The organism is Paenibacillus pasadenensis (genome assembly GCF_002864175.1).
GTDB lineage: Bacteria > Bacillota > Bacilli > Paenibacillales > Paenibacillaceae > Paenibacillus_O > Paenibacillus_O pasadenensis.
On record NZ_NFEZ01000003.1, the window covers coordinates 540,883 to 556,759 of the forward strand.

The following is a 15,877-nucleotide window of genomic DNA, read 5'->3' on the forward strand; positions in this document are numbered from 1 at the left end:
ATCACATTTGGCAGCGGCATAGACATGACATTCCTCTCTTTACAAGACTTTCGTCCGGTAAAAAGCATGACTTTCGATTCAGACCGCAAAAGAAATGCGTTCTCAAGACGCGAAAAAGCGGCCGCTTGCGGCCGCTCCTTGCGAACCTGACTCCTGCTTAGTGCACTCGGGCCGACTCCGCGGCGGGCGAGGCGTCGCCCGGCGCGGCCGGCTCCGCTCCGGCTTCTGCCGGCAGTCCGGCAGCCTCCGGCGCTTCCAGCGCGCCGTCCGGCTGCTCCGAGCCCGCCTCCGCCGCGAAGGCGAAGCGGCCGATTTTGCGGAACTTCATGTACCGATCCTCGACGAGCTCCTCCGCCGACATCGCGAGCAGCTCCTGCAGATGGCGCCAGACCGCTTCCTTGATCGACTCCGCCTGCTGCTCGTAGTCGCGGTGGGCGCCGCCCTGGGGCTCCGGCACGACTTCCTCGATGATGCCGAACGACAGCAGGTCCTTGGCGGTGATCTTCATCGCCTCGGCCGCCTGGTCCGCCTTGGAGGCGTCCTTCCAGAGGATGGATGCCGCGCCGTTCGGCGAGATGACCGAGTAGATCGCGTTCTCGAGCATGAGCACGCGGTTGCCGACGCCGAGCGCGAGCGCGCCGCCGCTGCCGCCTTCGCCGATGACGACGCAGATGACCGGCACGCCGAGCAGCGCCATCTCGCGCAGGTTGCGGGCGATCGCCTCGGACTGCCCCCGCTCCTCGGCGGTGTTGCCGGGATAGGCGCCCTTCGTGTCGATGAAAGTGATGATCGGACGGCGGAACTTGTCCGCCTGCTGCATGAGCCTCAGCGCCTTGCGGAAGCCCTCCGGATGGGGGCTGCCGAAGAAGCGGGCGATATTGTCCTTCGTATCCTTGCCGCGCTGATGGCCGATGACGGTGACCGGCATGCCGTTCAGCTTGGCGAGGCCGCCGACGATCGCCAGATCGTCCGCGAACAGCCGGTCGCCGTGCAGCTCCAGGAAATCGGTGAAGATCGCTTGGATGAAATCAAGCGACGTCGGCCGCTGGTGATGGCGGGCCAGATGCATCTTCTCGGCGGCGCCGAGCTCGCTGTAGAGCTCCTCCTCCAGCTGGCGGCAGCGCGCCTCCAGCCGGGCGATCTCGTCGCTGAAGTCGATGCCCTTGCCTTGGCTGAGCCCTTTGAGCTCCTCGATCTTGCGCCTCAGGTCGCCCAGCGGCTTTTCGAACGGCAGTTCACCCGCCATGTCCCGTTTCCTCCTTCACGGCATGCATGTCAAGCAGGCGCGTCAGCGTGGACTTCATGTCCTTGCGGTGCACGACGCGGTCGAGCTGGCCATGCTGCAGGTTGAATTCCGAAGTCTGGAAGTTGTCCGGCAGCTTCTGGCGGATCGTCTGCTCGATGACGATGCGGCCGGCAAAGCCGATGAGCGCGCCGGGCTCGGCCAGGTTGTAGTCGCCGAGCGAGGCGAAGCTCGCCGTGACGCCGCCTGTCGTCGGATCGGTCATGACCGAGATGTACAGGCCGCCCTCGCTTTGGAATTTGGCGAGCGCGGCGCTCGTCTTGGCCATCTGCATGAGGCTCAGGATGCTCTCCTGCATGCGCGCGCCGCCCGAAGTCGAGAAGATGAGCATCGGCAGCTTGCGCAGACGCGCCTGCTCGATCGCCCGCGTGATCTTCTCGCCGACGACGGAGCCCATGCTGCCGCTGAAGAAGTCGAAGCTCATGATGGCGACGACGACCGGGAAGCCCCCGATCGCGCCTTCGCCCGTCACGACGGCGTCCCTCAGGCCGGAGCTCTTCTTCTGCGCTTCGAGCTTGGACGCGTAGCCGGGGAACTCCAGCGGGTCCTCCGAGATCATGTCGCGGTCGAATTCAGACAAACGTCCGTCATCGAGCGTCATTCCGATGCGCTCCCAAGCGCTCAGCCGGAAATGATGCCCGCAGGACGGACATACTTTGTGGTTCTTGTCCAATTCCTTGGAGAATTGGATCGCCGCGCATTTGGGACATTTGTTCATCAAGCCTTCGGGAATGTCCCGCTTCGGCCTTTCCTGCTGGTCCCCGCGCTCCCTCTCGGAAGGCACGGTGGCGTATTTTCGCTTATGGAACAGGTCCTTGAACACAAGTGACACCTCTCAAGACGCTAAGTATAGTCGGGCCGGAATCAGGAATGGAGAATGGACGTCAGCACTTCCTGGACTTCTTCCAGTTCTCCGGACGGCACGAGGATCTCGTACTGCTGCTTGGACATGTTGATGGGTCTTGTCTGGACGAGGAACCCCTCTTCGGTTAGCCTTCGTTTGATGCTCTCCGCGATCTTCGCCGTAGGCGCGATGTAGATGACCGTCCACATGAAAGGTACCTCCTGATATCCCGGAAACAGGTCACATGATCTCACAATCATAGCATAGGAGAAGTTTTGCTAGCAAGAAAGGCCTAGGCCGATCCGGGCCGAAAGCCGCTAGGGAGAGCGGCTCGGCCGGGCGCTTCGCGGTCCCGGCCGGGGAGCGCTCCGTCCACCGGCGGCGCGGGCAGCCGGGGAGCGGTCCGTCCGCCGGGGGAGCGGTCCGTCCGCCGGCGGCGCGGGCTGCCGGGGAGCGGCCTGTCCCGCAGCGGCGCGGACGGCCGCGCTTCGCGGTCCCGAGCCGGGGGAGCGGTCCGCTTGGCCGCCGGCCGGCGGCAGCTTGCTGCAGGAACGATTCGCTCCCGCAGCCGCCGATTCCTGCACGCCCTCAGGCTTTCGTGCCGTCCTCGCTGTAGTCCGTCGCCCTCGGGTCCTGGTGCGCGATCCGGGCCGATGCCGCCGCGGCCAGTCCGGCCACGAGATCGTCGAGGAAGACGTGGATCTCGCCCGTCGACTTGTCGTTCAGGCGGCTGATGATGCCAGGCTTCACCTTATCCAGATAGCCGAAGCTCGTCAAGCCGATCATGCCGTACACATGCGTGATGCCCATCGCCAGCGTCTCGTCGACGCCGTACAGCGATTCGTCCTTCTCCATGATTCGCTGCAGCGGAGCCGGCAGCAGCCGCTTCTCCGCAAGCTCGTCGAGCGCGATGCCCGTGCAGAGCACATATTGGACTTCGCGCTTGCCCAGCACCGTGCGCACGCTGTCCACGCATTCGTCCATCGTGAGATGAGGGTTGTAGGGGAGCTGCAAGGAGTGGACGATTTCCGCGACATCCGCTACTGTGACTCCGCGCCTTTCCAGCCAGCGCTCCAATTCGATGTTCATCCGCATTCCTCCCGCTTTCCGCTTTGCCAAAGCGCCGACCTGATCTTTCGGGACAGGCTGCGGCGCTTGCGCCGCAGCGCCATTCCGCGAAGGAGACAGCCGTAGAGGGACGCGATTCCCGCCTCCCCACCGCCTGCCTATCCGCCGTCAGAGGCGCTCGGCTCGCAGCCTAAGGCTGCTGTGCTTCCTACTCTATGCACCTGTCCCGCGAAATGTTCCGGAAAAATAGAGCCTCCAAGAGACTGCGGCCGCGTCGATGCGGTACGCCGACGAAGCAGAAGGGCGCTCCGCAGCCGCTGCGACGAAGGCACTCGTGCTCGCAGATGCCTATTTCAACCTTCAAGTGAAGGGATAGAAAGGAGGAATGGGCATCTCATGGATCGCGGCATGTCGTGCGAGGGCGGCGATGCGGAGGTGCGAAGGTTGCTGAATGCGGCGGCTGGGTGCAACGGCTGTCTGTTCCGCTCTGAGGGCGGCGGCTACGCGCGGTTTTTCCGCGTGTAGCTGTCTGTTCCGCTCTGGGGGCGGCAGCTACGCGCGGTTTTTCCGCGTGTAGTCGTCTATTCCGCACTGAGGGCGGCGGCTACGCACAGTTTTTCCGCGCGTAGTCGTCTGTTCCGCTCTGGGAGCGGTAGCTACGCGCGGTTTTTCCGCGTGTAGCTGTCTGTTCCGCTCTGGGGGCGGCGGCTACGCACAGTTTTTCCGCGCGTAGTCGTCTGTTCCGCTCTAAGTGCGGCGGCTACGCGCGGTTTTTCCGCGCGTAGCTGTCTATTCCGCGCTGAGGGCGGCGGCTACGCACAGTTTTTCCGCGCGTAGTCGTCTGTTCCGCTCTAAGTGCGGCGGCTACGCGCGGTTTTTCCGCGCGTAGCTGTCTATTCCGCGTTGAGGGCGGCGGCTACGCACAGTTTTTCCGCGCGTAGTCGTCTGTTCTGCTCTGAGTAGTGCGGCTACGCATAGTTCTTCCGCGCGTAGTCGTCTGTTCTGCGCTGACAGCAGAGGCTGCGCGGCCAACAAAAAAACCGCCGCCGGCCATAGGCCGGCAGCGGTTGAACAAGCAAGCGACGAAGAGGGAGCTGACAAGCCCTCGCTGACGCCCGTGCCGACATCGACGCTCAAATCGACAATGACGCGGTAGCGCTCGCCAGACTCCGCCAGCTACTTCACGACCGCGCAGCCCGGTCCGAGCAGGCTCTCGATACGCTCGATCAGCTCCGGCGAAGGCTTGACGCGGTAGCGCTCGCTCAGCGCCATCGTGCGTGATTCCCGCTCGTAAAAGAGCACGGTGCCGAGAGGTCCCGCATGCTCGGCCAGGAGCGTCTTGAGCTGCTCCAGGACGACGGGCGTCTCATCCGCCTTGATTTTGAGGTACAGCCGCTGCGCGGCGGCGGCACGCGCCGGCGTGGACGCGCCAGCGTCGGGCGCTCGACGAGCGCTCCGGCTGCGCCGCGACGCGGCGGCCAGCTGGCGCCGAGGCTTCGCCTGCTCCCGCCGCCGACGCAGCGCCGGAGCGCCTCGCCGGCGGCGATGCCGCGCCGGCAGCCGGCCCTCCTGCGCCCTACCGTGAGCTCTGCCCCGGCCGCGGCGCCGAGCCGCCGGAGCGGCTAGACGCGCGCGCCTTGGCGAAGCCGCTCGACTCCGGAGCGCAGCTCGGAGTCGTCGAGGGGGACGAGGTCGTCGACGATCAGCTTGAAGTCCTCGTCCCCTCTCTGCACGGAGGCCTGCACGACCGCCAGGCCGCCGGCAGCGACGCGTTCGCCGAGCTTCGCCCAGGCGGACGGGAAGAACACCGCTTCGGCGCGGACGATGCGGTCCTCCACCTCGGCGAAGGCCATCGGCTGGCCTTTGCGCGTGCGCAGCGTCTTCACGGAGACGATCCGCACCGCCGTTACGGCCGGCGTCCCCTCCGGCGCTTCCTCCAGCTCGACGAGCCGGTCGAGGCCGAGCTCGCCGAGCCGCTCCTCCGCCGCGTCCAGCGGATGGCCGGACAGGTAGAGCCCGAGCAGCTCCCGCTCGAGCTCCAGCAGCTGCGTCTGCGAATAGGGCTCCACCTGGGGCAGCTCGATATCCCAGTTCTGCACCTCCTCGAAGCCGAACAGCTCGATCTGCAGCTCCTCGCGCTCCTTGCGCCATTTTTGCGCCGCCTCCACCGACTCGTCGAGCGCGGCGAGCTGCTGCGCGCGATGGCCCGGCAGCGACTCCAGCGCTCCCGCGCCGATCAGGCTCTCCAGCACGCGCTTGTTGACGACGCGCAGGTCGACGCGGCGACACAGGTCGATGAGGCTGGCGAACGGCCGGAGCGCCGCCTCCCGCCGGATCGACTCGATCGCCTGCGTGCCGACGTTCTTGATGCTGGCGAGGCCGAAGCGCACCGCCTCGCCCTCGGGACTGAACGTGACCGAGCTGCGGTTCACGTCCGGCGGGAGCACCTCGATGCCCATGCGGCGGCACTCGTCGATGTACTCGCCGGTCTTGCGCTGGTTGCCCGTGACGGAGGCCAGCATCGAGGCCATGAAGGCGACCGGGTGATGGCGCTTCAGCCAAGCGGTCTGGAACGCGAGCACGCCGTAAGCGGCCGCATGCGCCCGCGGGAATCCGTAGTCCGCGAAGCGCAAGATCATGTCGTAGACGCGGTTCGCCTCTGCCTCCGCGTAGCCTTGGCGAAGCGAGCCCCGGACGAAGGCGGCGCGCTGCTCGTCGAGAATTTCCCGTTTCTTTTTGGACACGGCGCGCCTCAGAAGATCCGCTTCCCCCAGACTGAAGCCGGCCATCGACGAAGCGATCTGCATGATCTGCTCCTGATAGACGATGATGCCGTGCGTATCCCTCAGGATCGGCTCGAGCGAAGGATGCGGGTATTCGACCTGCTCCTTGCCGTGCTTGCCCGCGATGAAGCGGGGGATGAACTCCATCGGGCCGGGACGGTACAGCGCGAGCACGGACACGATGTCCTCGAAGCCGCTCGGCCGCAGCTCCCGCAGCACGCGCCGCATGCCCGCGGACTCCAGCTGGAAGATGCCGGTCGTATCGCCGCGTCCGAGCATCTCGTAGGTCGCCGGATCGTCGTCCGGCACCTCGCGGAAGTCGACCGTCCCGCCGTCCGGCCGCCGGATCCAGTCGAGCGTCCGCTCCAGGATCGACAGCGTGCGCAAGCCGAGGAAGTCCATCTTGAGCAGGCCGACGGCCTCGACGTTCTCCATGGAATACTGCGTCAGCGCGGCCGCCTCCGAGCCGCCCTGCAGCGGCACGTAGTCGGTCAGCGGACGGCCGGAGATGACGACGCCCGCCGCGTGGGTGGAGGCGTGGCGGGGCATGCCCTCGACCTTGAGCGCGGTGGCGATCAGCTCGCGCGTCCCTTCGCGCTCGGCGTACTCCCGCAGCTGCGGCACCGAGGCGATCGCCGACTCCAGCGTCGTGCCGGGATGGCCGGGGATGAGCTTGGCGACGCGGTCGATGTCGCCCGGCGGCACGTCGAGCGCCCGCCCGACGTCGCGCACGGCGGCCTTGGCCGCGAGCGTGCCGAAGGTGATGATCTGCGCCACATGGTCGGAGCCGTACTTGCGGCTGACGTAGGCGATCACCTCGTCGCGCCGCTCGTCGTTGAAGTCGATGTCGATATCGGGCATGCTGATGCGCTCCGGATTGAGGAAGCGCTCGAACAGCAGCCGGTGCTTGAGCGGATCGACGTCGGTGATGCGCAGGCAATAGGCCACGAGGCTGCCCGCCGACGATCCCCGTCCGGGGCCCGTGCGGATGCCCTGCTCATGCGCGTAGCGGATGAAGTCCCAGACGATGAGGAAATAATCGCTGAAGCCCATCCGCTCGATGACGCCGAGCTCGTAGCGCAGCCGCTCTTCGGCCTCCGCCAGCCGCTCGCCGGACTCTCCGTACCGAGCCTGCATGCCCGCGAGGCAAAGCCGCTCCAAATAATGCGCGGCGCTCAGACCGTCCGGCAGCGGCCGGTATTCCGGCAGCGCATGCACGCCGAGCGCGAGCTCGAGCCGGCAGCTGTCGGCGATGCGGGCCGTATTGGCCAGCGCCTCGGGCAGATGCGGGAACAGCCGCGCCATCTCGTCGGCGCTCTTGAGATACATCCCGTCCCCATGCATGTGCAGCCGGTCGGGATCGCTCACGCTCTTGCCCGTGCCGATGCAGATGAGCACGTCCTGCACGGCCGCGTCCTCCTGCCGCAGGTAATGCACGTCGTTCGTGGCGGCCAGCGGGATTCCGGTCTCCTCCGAGAGGGCGATCATGCCGGCGATCACCTTTTTTTGCTCGGCCATGCCGTGGTCCTGGATCTCCAGATAAAAGCGGTCGCCGAACGTCTCGCGGTACCGCAGCGCGGCCCGCCTCGCCTCCTCCGGACGGTCATGCAGCAGATGCTGCGACACCTCGCCCGCCAGGCAGGCGCTCAGGCAGACGAGTCCCTCGGCATGCTCCCGCAGGACGTCGTGGTCGATGCGCGGCTTGTAGTGGAAGCCCTCGAGATGGGCGATGCTGCTGAGCTTCATGAGGTTGCGGTAGCCGGCCTCGTTTTGCGCGAGCAGGATCAGATGGTAGATCGGATTGTCCTTGCGCGTTCCCTTGTCCGTGCGCGAGCCTCCCGCCATGTACATCTCGCAGCCGATGATCGGCTTGATGCCTCGCTTCACGCATTCCTTGTAAAAGGGCACCGCCCCGTACATGACGCCGTGGTCGGTCAGCGCCAGCGAGTCCATCCCGAGCTCCGCCGCCCGCGCCGTCAGGTCGCGGATCCGCGCCGCTCCGTCCAGCAAGCTGTATTCGCTGTGCACATGCAGGTGCACGAATCGTTCGCTCCCGCTCATCCCGCCCCTCCTTCCGACGCCGCCCCGCCGCTGCGCGGACCGTCGCCCCATGGCTTCGGCTCCGGCGGCGCCCTGGGGCACATCTGTTCGCTCTTTCTTTCTATCTTATCATAAAAGAGCGCCGCAGTCCCATACAATGGACAAGGGAAGCCATTCCCATACTCCCTAGCGGAAAGGTGAGGCGGATGCGGAGCATGAACCTGATCCTGAGCAAGGCCCTGATCGACTTCTTCATCGCTTTCGGCGTCGTCGTCGGAGGCTCGCTGCTCGCCGGCATCGGCTCGGTGCTGGCCTTCTCCCCGCCCAGCGCGATGATGCTCGACACGGCGGACCGGCTGAAAATATGGGCGCTCGTCGCGGCCGTCGGCGGCACGATCGATCCGATGCGCGTCATCGAGAGCCATATGATGCACGGCCAGCTGTCGCCTGTCGCCCAGCAGCTGCTGTTCATCCTGTGCGCCTTCATCGGCGCCCATGCCGGCACGGAGCTCATCCGCCTCGTCTGCCGGGGATCGGGGTGAGCGCGCGCGATGCGAATTCCTCCGTTCGAGCGCTTCGTCCGCTTCACGCAAGGCGTCGGCCTCGTGCTCGCCGGCATGGTCATCGGGGCGGCCTTTTATCATGCTTTGTTCCAAGCGCAGTTCGACCGGGCCGCCAACCAGATCGGCAAGCTGGAGGATCAGCTCAACGAGCGCGACAACGACCTGAGCAAGCTGAACCAGTTCAAGGAGCAGCACTCCGTCATCAAGACCGTCCAGATCCGCTTCGAGGAAAGCTCCGACGCGGCCGGGCTCGACGAGCCGACGAAAGCCCGCCTCAAGGCGATGCTGCACAAGGATCTGCTCGTGCTCGAGGGCCAGAGCATCTATGAGATCGACCGCGAGTCGCGGCTCGCGCGCGAGCTGCTGGCGGGCAAGGTGTACCGCGACAAGGACAAGAGCTTCTCGCTCGAGATCAAGACCGTGCTTGTCGTCGACAACAAGCTGCAGGTGTGGGCGAGCATCCGCCGCCGCGGGCCGGAGATCAGCAGCAGCGCCGAGCCGGAGGACTAGCGCGGGCCGGGATAGCGTGAGCCGGACGAGCCGCAGAACCAGCATGGACCGGAAGAAACGCAGGGCTGGCGCAGGCCGGACGAGCCGGTCGAGCCGGTCGGACGGCTTCGCCGAGCGGAGCTTTTATGATACAATGGCGCAAGGCGGGCTGGCTCTCTCCGTCCTCTGGCGGCGATGCACGTCTCGCATCCAGAAAGACAAGATCTGCAGCCGCGATGCGCCTTTGCATTTGCTTGTCTTTACCAAAACCCCCGGGCCTGCCGCCCATTCCAAAGGAGAAATCTCGGCTCTATGAACGACTCCGTCGCCTGGCTGCAATGGGTGCTCATTGCAGGCATCGTCCTCAGCTGCACGCTCTCGGTGCTGAACAGCTTCCGCTCGCGCCGCACCAAGGACGCGAACCTCAAGATCCTCTACGCCGCTCAGATGAACATCAGCATGGGCACGATGCTCATCCTGATCGCCCTCATCCAGATGTTCCTGTACGAGGGCTCCACGATCCGCGTCATCGTCGGCGCCGTGTTCATGCTGCTCGGCCTGTTCAACATCTTCGCCGGGCTGCGCAACCGCAGCATCATCCGCGGCGTCATCGCCCGCGCCGCCGAAGGCAAGTCCCGCTGACGCTGACATCCAGCCGCTGCCGCGCCCCCGAATCCGGCCTGTCCGGACGGGGGCGTTTTTCGGTTTGCCTTTTTCGCCGCCAACGAAAGAACGCGAGTCGTCGTTTTTTCCCCCGATCCGTCACTAAAATTTCACCCCAGCCGATGACGTCCATAGCCTGAAAGAGTCATGTCCTGCTCGCCTTCAGCCCCTATACTGGTTCAGTCATGATTCAATTCAACCAGGGGGAGTCGTTTCGAATGAGCACTCAGCTTGCAGGAGCAACGCCGGGAACGAAGGCGCGGCAGAAAGGATTGCTGCCGGCGCTGTATCAAAGCGTCTGGAGATGGCATTTCTATGCCGGGATCATCTTCGCGCCGTTCCTGATTCTTCTCGCCGTCAGCGGCGGAGCCTATCTGTTCAAGCCTCAGATCGAAGGCCAGCTCTACAAGGATCTGCTGACGGTTCGAGAGGTCGGCCAGGTCCGGATGTCGCCGGACGCCTTGTCGGCCGCCGTGCGCAAAGAGAACCCGGGACTTGCCATCCAATCGCTAACGCTGCCGTCCGACGCGCGATCCACGGTCAAGATGAGCGTCGTTCAGGGAGGCGTGCCGACGACGCTGTACGCGGATCCTTATACGGGCAAAATCGCCGGAACGCTGGATTCCGACAAGACGTTCTCTGCCGTATTCAAAAAGCTGCACAGCCAGCTGCTTCTGCCGGGAACGCTGCCGAACCGCATCGTCGAGCTCGCGGCCTGCTGGGGGCTCGTGCTGACGGTGACCGGCTTGTATCTATGGTGGCCGCGCGGACGGTTCAGCGTCTGGGGCACGCTGCTGCCTCGCCTCGGCAAGCCGGGCAATCGGCTGTTCTGGAGAGACCTGCACGCCGTGCCTGCGTTCTGGCTGTCGATCCTCATCCTTGCCCTCATCCTCACCGGCTTGCCTTGGTCGGGCGTGCTGGGCGGCCAGATCGACAAGGCTGCCAACGCGACGAACACGAACAATCCGCCTTACGCCTACTCGTTCATGGGCGCGCCGGAGTCGGTCACGCGCGCCAAGGACATCGCCGCGGACTTGCCCTGGGCGGCCGAGAGCCTGCCCGTGCCGGCATCGGCGCCAGGCGGCTACGTGCCCATCACGGTGGACGAGGTCGCCGGCATCGCCGACCGCCAGCATGTGCAAAGGCCGTATACGATTACGATGCCAAGCGGCGAGACAGGCGTATATACGATCTCAACCGCCGATGCCAAGCCATGGGATTCGGCCACGCTTCACGTCGACCAGTACAGCGGCACCGTGCTGACCGATGTCCGCTATGAGCAATACGGCGTCATGGCCAAGCTGATCACGCTCGGCATCGCCTTCCACGAAGGGAAGCTGTTCGGCATCGCCAACCAGCTGCTCGGCCTGCTCGCCTGCCTCGGCCTCATTCTCATCTCCGCCGGCTCGTACGTCATGTGGCGCAAGCGGGCTCCAGCCGGCAAGCTGGGCGCTCCGAACAAGCCGCGGGAGAAAAAAGCGTCGATCGGCGTCCTGATCATCATGGCCGTCCTCGGCGTGCTCATGCCGCTCGTCGGGCTTTCGCTGCTGGCCGTGCTCGCGCTGGATTGGCTCGTCATTCGCCGCGTGCCGGCGCTGCGCCGCTGGTTCGCGGTCTGAAAGGGAGGTCGACGACAATGAAACGAAATCGGATCGCAATCGCCGCCAGCGCGCTGCTGGCCGGCGCATCGATGCTGCTCGCCGGCTGCCAGGCGGACACTTCAGGGCTTGACGACAAAGGCTTCAAGCCCCATCTGACCGTCGATCTCCAGCTGCCGGAGCAGCTGGAGCAAGGCCAGGAAGGCCGCTTCGCCATCGTCGTGAAGGAGAACGGCGAGCCTTATGACGGCTTTTATCAAGCGCGCTTCCAGCTGTGGCCCGAAGACGGCTCGTCCGCTCCGGTGACCGCGCAGGCCGAGAAGACCGCGCCCGGAACGTATTCCTTCGTGCAGGCCATCGGCCCGGAAGGCGTCTACCGGATCAAGTTCAGCGGCGTCTCGGCCGACTACGAGATCATGCCGTCCAAGCGCTTCGCGATCGGCTCCGAAGCCGTCGAGGCGCTGGCCGAGATGGAAAAAGCCGGCGCCGCTGCGGCAGTTCCGGCTCCAGCCGGACATCATCACTGAGCGGCGGATCGACGCGGAACGGGCGGGAATCCTCGACACCGCACGGTCCGGCCATCCAAAGCCTGCCTGCTTGGCCTCACAAGCCAGGCAGGCTTTTTTTAGATCAGGTTACATCGTCCTTCCATGCGGGAAGCCAGTAGCGGCAAACTCTCGTTCCTTTCTGGACGGGAACCAGCCATCCTTCTGCTGCCAGCTTCCTCATGTACCGCTGGGCCGTTTTTGTATGAATTCCCAATTGCTCAGCTGCTCGATGCGGATATAGATATCCGTCCGTTCTCCGGGCAACCTGCAGCAAGCCAGCCTCAATGGGAGAGAAGCGACGCTCGGAGCCGGATGAAAGGTCAAGTCGGGACAGGATGGCTTGAAGAAGGCTTTGGACCAGCTGCGGCTCGGAGGCAAGCGCGTCATAGGGAACCGACACCGTCCGGTAGCCGAGTCCATAGAGATTCATTTCCCTCAGCAGCTCCCGGGTGTACTTTGTGCGGTCGCTCTGTTGGACATGCGGGCCGTAGCCCTTGATTTCGAAATTCAACCGGTATGCGCCGCGAAACCAGACAAAATCCAAAAAGCTAGGCGAGCCTCGCCAGTCACGCACCTCATATTCCGGATGCAGGCCGTCAAAATGGCCGAACATAGGCCACCAGACACGCTCGAGAAAGAGCCTCTCCCCATGGCCGTGTCCTCTTAGCAGGCGATCCTTTCTCTCTCCGGATCGAGACTGGACATGCTTTTGAAGCCATAAAGCGTGAGCCGATTGAAACTCAGCGAGTCCTTTCATGACGCTCCTCCTTTTCAACAAAAAACGTCCTGTTTGATTGCCCCTCGCCCATCTTAAATGGGGAAGGCAATCGAACAGGACGTTCTTCGTCACGGTTATTCTTCTATGGAAATACTCTACCATTTTATGCCGGCTTCGGCAATAAGAACAACCAAGGCAATTTCAGCTCCCTTGCGGCGTCGACTCGGCTGGTTGCGACCAGCCAAGGCACTCTGGACTCCCTCGCGGTGTCGACTCGGCTGGTTGCGACCAACCAAGGCACTCTCGACTCCCTCGCGGCGTCGACTCGGCTGGTTGCGACCAACCAAGGCACTCTCGACTCCCTCGCGGCGTCGACTCGGCTGAATCCGACCAACCAAGGCACTCTTGGCTCCCTCGCGGCGTCGACCAGGCTGGTTCCGACCAACCAAGGCACTCTCGACTCCCTGGTGACGTCGACTCGGCTGGTTACGACCAATCAAGGCACTCTCGACTCCCTCGCTGCGTCGACCCGGCTGGTTCCGACCAACCAAGGCACTCTCGACTCCCTCGCGGCGTCGACTCGGCTGGTTCCGACTAACCAAGGCACTCTCGACTCCCTTGTGGCGTCGACTCGGCTGGTTCCGACCAGCCAAGGCACTCTCGACTCCCTCGCGGCGTCGACTCGGCTGGTTCCGACTAACCAAGGCACTCTCGACTCCCTCGCGGCTTCGACTCGGCTGGTTCCGACCAGCCAAGGCACTCTCGACTCCCTGGTGACGTCGACCAGGTTGGATTCGACCAGCCAAGGCACTCTCGGCTCCCTCGCGGCGTCGACTCGGCTGGTTGCGACCAACCAAGGCACTCTCGACTCCCTCGCGGCGTCGACCCGGCTGGTTGCGACCAACCAAGGCACTCTCGACTCCCTCATCCGCCGGACCGATGCCGATCTAAAAAAAAGCATAGAACCGTCAGGACAGAGCTTCTGCCTTAGCGCGCCGCGTCCAGCGCATCCAGCACCTCGTCCGCGCTGGCGAATTCGCCCTGCACGATGCGCTCGATGCGGCCGTCGGGCCCGATGATGAACGAGGCCGGCAGCGCCCGTACGCGGAACGCGCCCGCCGACTCGCCGGCAGCGTCGGAAGCGAGCGGCAGCGCGATGCCGCTCGCCTCGGCGAACTCCGTCATCGTAGCGCGGCTGTCGCCGACGTTGACGACAAGCACCGCGCCGCTCCCCTGCGGCCGCTCCGCCAGCTTGGCCGCAGCCAAGTCGATGCGCGGCAGCTCGCGCTTGCAAGGCTCGCACCATGTCGCCCAAAAATGGACGAGCACCGGCTCCCCCCGAAAGTCGGCGAGCCGCAGCCGCGTTCCGGTCCCCGGCAGCGCCGCCTCGATCGCCGGGGCCGGCTCGCCGACCGCGATCCGCCCGTCGGACGCTCGCGGAGCGCCGCCGAGCAGCAGCCAGCCGATAGCTGCGGCCGTTCCCGCCAAGACGAGCAAGCTCAGCCAGGCTGCCGCCCGCCTGCGCCTTGGCCGACGGACAGAACCGTCCGCCCCTCCGTCGTCTTCACGCCCGACAATCGGGCCACCGCCCTCTCCTTCGCCGCCTTCACGCCCGGCGTTCGGGCCACCGCCCTCTCCTTCGCCGCCTGCCGGCCCGGCGCCCGTGCGGTCGCGATACTCCTCCGACGAAGCGCTCACGTCTGCCCCCGCTCTGCCGCGCCGCCCGCCTGGCGGCTGTCGGTGAAGGCCGCGTGCAGGCCGCCGCTGCCGTATTGCCGCAGCAGCTCCGCGACGGAGCCCTGGCGCACCGCCGAGCCCTCGCGCATGAACACGACCTCGTCCGCGCTCGCCTCGGCGACCGGGAGCTGATGCGTGGAGTACAGCACCGAGTGGCCTTCCGAGCGCAGCTTGCGCACAAGCTCCACGAACGAGTCCATCCAGTACGGATCGAGCCCGTTCGTCGGCTCGTCGAGCACGAGCAGCGGCGGCTTGGCCAGCATCGCCTGGGCGAACAGCAGCCGCTGCCGCATCCCTTTGGAGAAGGCCGTCACCTTGCGGTCCCGCATGTCCGCGAGGCCGACCTCCACCAGCGCCTCTTCGGTGCGGCTTTTCGGCAGCCCGCGCAGCGACGCCCAGAACTGCAGCGTCTCCCATGCGGTCAGGCCGCGCGCGAACGTATAGTCGTCGGGCATGTAGCCGAGCTTGTCCGCATAAGCTCGCCGATCCTGCTGCCAGCGCAGTCCGTCCACCTCTACATGGCCGGACGTCGGCTGCAGCAGCCCCATGACGAGCCGCAGCAGCGTGCTTTTGCCTGCGCCGTTGCCGCCGCACAGCGCCAGCACGCGGCCCGCTCCGAGCTCCAGCGAGATGTCCCGCACGAGCGTCTGGCTTTTGATCGTTTTGCCGACCTGCTCCACGCGCAGCAGCGGCTTCGTTGCGTCAGCCATGACGCCGCCCCCTTTCCCAAGCCCAGACGGCGATGCCGCCGGCTCCGGCGATCCAGGCGAGGCAGATGCCCGCGAACAGCAGCGGTCCCCAGCCTCCCGCCATCACCTCGACCCAGCGGTAATAGTCCGGTCCGAGGATCGAGCCGCCGCCGAGCCGGACGACGACGAACAGCCGCACCAGCTCCGCCGGATTGAGCAGCGTCAGCGCGGTCAGCGCCGGCTTGATCCATAGATACGGCAAGTAGCCAAGCACGGCGATGAGCAGCGTCGGCCAGCCGATGACGGTGAAGAACCAGAAGGCGACCGCATACGTCAGCGCCTGCCAGCGATTCGCCGCCACGGTGCCGATCAGCAGCGCGACGGCCAGGTACAGCAGCACGAGCAGCAGCGAGAAGGCGAGGAACAGCAGCAGCGTCCGCAGGTCGAAGCCGCCGCCCGCGAGCGCGCCCGCGACTCCGCTGGCGCCGAAGGCGAAGGCGACGATCGCGCCAAGCACGAGCGACAGGCCGGCATATTTGCCGAAGACGAAGCTGGAGGTGCGCAGCGGATAGACGGCAAGCAGCTGCCAGCTGCCCTCTTCCTTTTCCGCCGTGAGCGAAAAGCTGCCGATGAGCAGCGTCATGAGCGGCAGCAGGTACAGGATCAGGCTGAGCATCGAGCCGGTCGTGCTCGTATAGCCGCCGCCGGGGCTTTGCGCCCCGATCAGCAGCAGCAGCAGCGAGAAGATCGTGAACAGCACGAGGAACGAATAGGACCACGGGTTGCGGAAGCCGAGCTTGATCTCCCTGCGGGCGACATGGACCGCGTTCATCG

16 protein-coding genes are annotated in these 15,877 nt (G+C 65.4%); 6 read left to right on the forward strand and 10 right to left on the reverse strand.

Going from position 1 to position 15,877, the window contains the following annotated elements; translation table 11 throughout:
* Positions 1 to 157: 157 nt before the first annotated feature.
* The 4 genes from B8V81_RS06025 to B8V81_RS06040 all read right to left on the reverse strand — a co-directional run bounded on the left by B8V81_RS06025 (position 158) and on the right by B8V81_RS06040 (position 3,236).
* Entirely contained in the window at positions 158 to 1,246 is a 1,089-nt protein-coding gene (locus B8V81_RS06025) for an acetyl-CoA carboxylase carboxyltransferase subunit alpha (protein WP_052333280.1), read from the reverse strand.
* A complete protein-coding gene (gene accD, locus B8V81_RS06030) occupies positions 1,236 to 2,126 on the reverse strand; it encodes an acetyl-CoA carboxylase, carboxyltransferase subunit beta (RefSeq protein WP_101807960.1) in 891 nt (296 codons plus the stop codon). Before accD ends, B8V81_RS06025 begins: the two co-directional genes overlap by 11 nt.
* 41 nt (positions 2,127 to 2,167) lie before the next feature.
* Positions 2,168 to 2,356 carry a hypothetical protein gene (locus B8V81_RS06035; protein ID WP_028599093.1) on the reverse strand — a complete coding sequence of 63 codons (189 nt, stop codon included), beginning with the start codon at positions 2,354 to 2,356 and terminating at the stop codon, positions 2,168 to 2,170.
* Positions 2,357 to 2,735: 379 nt separating this feature from the next.
* Positions 2,736 to 3,236 (reverse strand): phosphatidylglycerophosphatase A family protein, encoded by a 501-nt coding sequence (locus B8V81_RS06040; protein WP_101807961.1) that lies wholly within the window; start codon positions 3,234 to 3,236, stop codon positions 2,736 to 2,738.
* 375 nt (positions 3,237 to 3,611) lie between these two features.
* Here B8V81_RS06040 and B8V81_RS25955 point away from each other — a divergent pair, with 375 nt between their 5' ends.
* Positions 3,612 to 3,740, forward strand: coding sequence for a hypothetical protein (locus tag B8V81_RS25955; RefSeq protein WP_255309748.1), 129 nt, complete (start codon positions 3,612 to 3,614; stop codon positions 3,738 to 3,740).
* 1,097 nt (positions 3,741 to 4,837) lie between these two features.
* On the opposite strand, the gene B8V81_RS06045 is transcribed toward B8V81_RS25955, so the two are convergent.
* Complete coding sequence (locus B8V81_RS06045; protein ID WP_180968384.1) at positions 4,838 to 8,059, reverse strand: DNA polymerase III subunit alpha; 3,222 nt, start codon at positions 8,057 to 8,059, stop codon at positions 4,838 to 4,840.
* Between the two features lie 194 nt (positions 8,060 to 8,253).
* On the opposite strand from B8V81_RS06045, the gene B8V81_RS06050 reads away from it, so the two are divergent.
* The 5 genes from B8V81_RS06050 (at position 8,254) to B8V81_RS06070 (ending at position 11,878) form a co-directional block, all read left to right on the forward strand.
* A complete protein-coding gene (locus B8V81_RS06050; protein WP_028599096.1) occupies positions 8,254 to 8,580 on the forward strand; it encodes a YtrH family sporulation protein in 327 nt (108 codons plus the stop codon).
* Between the two features lie 9 nt (positions 8,581 to 8,589).
* Complete coding sequence (locus B8V81_RS06055; RefSeq protein WP_052333282.1) at positions 8,590 to 9,111, forward strand: sporulation membrane protein YtrI; 522 nt, start codon at positions 8,590 to 8,592, stop codon at positions 9,109 to 9,111.
* A 291-nt stretch (positions 9,112 to 9,402) separates the two neighbouring features.
* Positions 9,403 to 9,732: a YtpI family protein gene (locus tag B8V81_RS06060; RefSeq protein WP_043111396.1), complete on the forward strand. Its 330-nt coding sequence runs from the start codon at positions 9,403 to 9,405 to the stop codon at positions 9,730 to 9,732.
* A gap of 239 nt (positions 9,733 to 9,971) precedes the next feature.
* Positions 9,972 to 11,372, forward strand: coding sequence for a PepSY-associated TM helix domain-containing protein (locus tag B8V81_RS06065; RefSeq protein WP_084137322.1), 1,401 nt, complete (start codon positions 9,972 to 9,974; stop codon positions 11,370 to 11,372).
* Positions 11,373 to 11,389: 17 nt separating this feature from the next.
* Positions 11,390 to 11,878 (forward strand): FixH family protein, encoded by a 489-nt coding sequence (locus B8V81_RS06070; RefSeq protein ID WP_028599099.1) that lies wholly within the window; start codon positions 11,390 to 11,392, stop codon positions 11,876 to 11,878.
* A 103-nt stretch (positions 11,879 to 11,981) separates the two neighbouring features.
* Here B8V81_RS06070 and B8V81_RS06075 read toward each other — a convergent pair whose 3' ends face one another.
* The 5 genes from B8V81_RS06075 to B8V81_RS06095 all read right to left on the reverse strand — a co-directional run bounded on the left by B8V81_RS06075 (position 11,982) and on the right by B8V81_RS06095 (position 15,875).
* On the reverse strand, positions 11,982 to 12,656 hold the full coding sequence (locus B8V81_RS06075) for a hypothetical protein (RefSeq protein WP_028599100.1): 675 nt from the start codon (positions 12,654 to 12,656) through the stop codon (positions 11,982 to 11,984).
* A 948-nt stretch (positions 12,657 to 13,604) separates the two neighbouring features.
* Positions 13,605 to 14,114, reverse strand: coding sequence for a TlpA family protein disulfide reductase (locus B8V81_RS25130; protein ID WP_052333283.1), 510 nt, complete (start codon positions 14,112 to 14,114; stop codon positions 13,605 to 13,607).
* Between the two features lie 2 nt (positions 14,115 to 14,116).
* On the reverse strand, positions 14,117 to 14,245 hold the full coding sequence (locus B8V81_RS25960) for a hypothetical protein (protein ID WP_276203377.1): 129 nt from the start codon (positions 14,243 to 14,245) through the stop codon (positions 14,117 to 14,119).
* A 66-nt stretch (positions 14,246 to 14,311) separates the two neighbouring features.
* Positions 14,312 to 15,064 (reverse strand): heme ABC exporter ATP-binding protein CcmA, encoded by a 753-nt coding sequence (gene ccmA / locus B8V81_RS06090; protein WP_052333284.1) that lies wholly within the window; start codon positions 15,062 to 15,064, stop codon positions 14,312 to 14,314.
* On the reverse strand, positions 15,057 to 15,875 hold the full coding sequence (locus B8V81_RS06095) for an ABC transporter permease (RefSeq protein ID WP_101807963.1): 819 nt from the start codon (positions 15,873 to 15,875) through the stop codon (positions 15,057 to 15,059). Before B8V81_RS06095 ends, ccmA begins: the two co-directional genes overlap by 8 nt.
* Between the last annotated feature and the right edge of the window lie 2 nt (positions 15,876 to 15,877).

Coding starts and splice junctions, on each gene's coding strand:
- B8V81_RS06025 (WP_052333280.1), bottom strand. CDS start 1,246: ATGGCGGGTGAACTGCCGTTCGAAAAGCCGCTGGGCGACCTGAGGCGC.
- B8V81_RS06035 (WP_028599093.1), bottom strand. CDS start 2,356: ATGTGGACGGTCATCTACATCGCGCCTACGGCGAAGATCGCGGAGAGC.
- B8V81_RS06040 (WP_101807961.1), bottom strand. CDS start 3,236: ATGAACATCGAATTGGAGCGCTGGCTGGAAAGGCGCGGAGTCACAGTA.
- B8V81_RS25955 (WP_255309748.1), top strand. CDS start 3,612: ATGGATCGCGGCATGTCGTGCGAGGGCGGCGATGCGGAGGTGCGAAGG.
- B8V81_RS06045 (WP_180968384.1), bottom strand. CDS start 8,059: ATGAGCGGGAGCGAACGATTCGTGCACCTGCATGTGCACAGCGAATAC.
- B8V81_RS06050 (WP_028599096.1), top strand. CDS start 8,254: ATGAACCTGATCCTGAGCAAGGCCCTGATCGACTTCTTCATCGCTTTC.
- B8V81_RS06055 (WP_052333282.1), top strand. CDS start 8,590: ATGCGAATTCCTCCGTTCGAGCGCTTCGTCCGCTTCACGCAAGGCGTC.
- B8V81_RS06060 (WP_043111396.1), top strand. CDS start 9,403: ATGAACGACTCCGTCGCCTGGCTGCAATGGGTGCTCATTGCAGGCATC.
- B8V81_RS06065 (WP_084137322.1), top strand. CDS start 9,972: ATGAGCACTCAGCTTGCAGGAGCAACGCCGGGAACGAAGGCGCGGCAG.
- B8V81_RS06070 (WP_028599099.1), top strand. CDS start 11,390: ATGAAACGAAATCGGATCGCAATCGCCGCCAGCGCGCTGCTGGCCGGC.
- B8V81_RS06075 (WP_028599100.1), bottom strand. CDS start 12,656: ATGAAAGGACTCGCTGAGTTTCAATCGGCTCACGCTTTATGGCTTCAA.
- ccmA (WP_052333284.1), bottom strand. CDS start 15,064: ATGGCTGACGCAACGAAGCCGCTGCTGCGCGTGGAGCAGGTCGGCAAA.
- B8V81_RS06095 (WP_101807963.1), bottom strand. CDS start 15,875: ATGAACGCGGTCCATGTCGCCCGCAGGGAGATCAAGCTCGGCTTCCGC.